The organism is Salinivibrio sp. MA427 (assembly GCF_001996115.1).
GTDB classification, from domain to species: domain Bacteria; phylum Pseudomonadota; class Gammaproteobacteria; order Enterobacterales; family Vibrionaceae; genus Salinivibrio; species Salinivibrio costicola.
The window spans coordinates 1-1,128 of the sequence record NZ_MUFH01000489.1 but is presented as its reverse complement, the minus strand read 5'-3'; the positions used below and the strand labels follow the sequence as shown (position 1 = coordinate 1,128).

Here is a 1,128-nt window from a genome sequence, read left to right as displayed (position 1 = left end):
GCTTGACTCTCTTCCCGTTTTGCTCAACATAGGACTCACCACGACTGAATCCAGCAGAGCGAACAACGACGCTCCCGACCATATTGCTTTCCGAAGATACTGATAAAGTATCGAGCTTTCCCACACCATACTTAAGGATGTTTGATATTCCAGTAACACGATCCTTATGAGACGCTTCACTTAAATCGTTGCTGGATAGAGAGCTTTTAATATCAGTGTGACTAATTGTCATATTATCAGTGAGATCCCATGACGAAAGATCACTCGCTCCTGTTGTTCCAGAAGAAACACACCATTTATCTTTATCGCTTTCGCCAATTTTCTCTGATCTTGCAAACGCGTAGATTAACTTACAGCGATCTGCCCAAATAAATCCTTGGCCTATATTCATCTCTTCCATATAATCGCCAAGTTTCTTTAGCCCGTAATTATCAAAAATAATTTCATCAACATTGGCGTCGTCATTCAGCTTAAAAATAGCTGGAAGTGATACTTCTCTATCACCTAACAATAAGCGATCTTTTACCTCTAAAGAATAATGAACACCATTATCAAGTTTCGGATAGCTCCAGAGGTATTTCACAACATTTTGATGTTCGTTTAGATAGGCATCAATACTCTTCTTCTTTTCGGCCAAAGATGGAACGTCAGCATTTAGGTTTCGACCAAACCCTAACCCGTCAATGGGAGTGTCAAGAAAAGAGAGTAGCGTAGGTGCAACATCTAGCATCGAACCTCGTTTATTAATCGTCTTTCCCTTTTCTGGGGATGCTGGATCGATGACCATAAACAAATTTCTTCTTTTTCCCTTATTGAGATCGTCCCATGCAGTATTTTTCATCGCATAATGATCAGAAGAAATGGCGATTATAGTTTCATTTTTACCCGGATTTTCTTTGATATACTCAACCAGATTATTCACGAGAACATCGGCACAATGGACAGAGTTAAGAATAGGATTACTCCCATCCTTATAATGAATACGTTCACAGAATTGTGATGTATGCCCATTAGGGTTGTGTGTATCAAGCGTTAATGAAAATAGCCCAAAAGGCTTTCCGTTTTTTGACAACCGAGAATATTCATCCTTTAACATTGAAAAAAGCGAGTCATCGTACAATCCCCAAC

At 39.4% G+C, this 1,128-nt stretch carries 1 protein-coding gene; it reads right to left on the bottom strand.

Annotation, left to right across the window (positions count from 1 at the left end):
- Positions 1-1,096 (bottom strand): sulfatase-like hydrolase/transferase (locus BZG79_RS15820; protein ID WP_199878098.1); only part of this gene is annotated, 1,096 nt, incomplete at its 3' end.
- Positions 1,097-1,128: the final 32 nt, after the last annotated feature.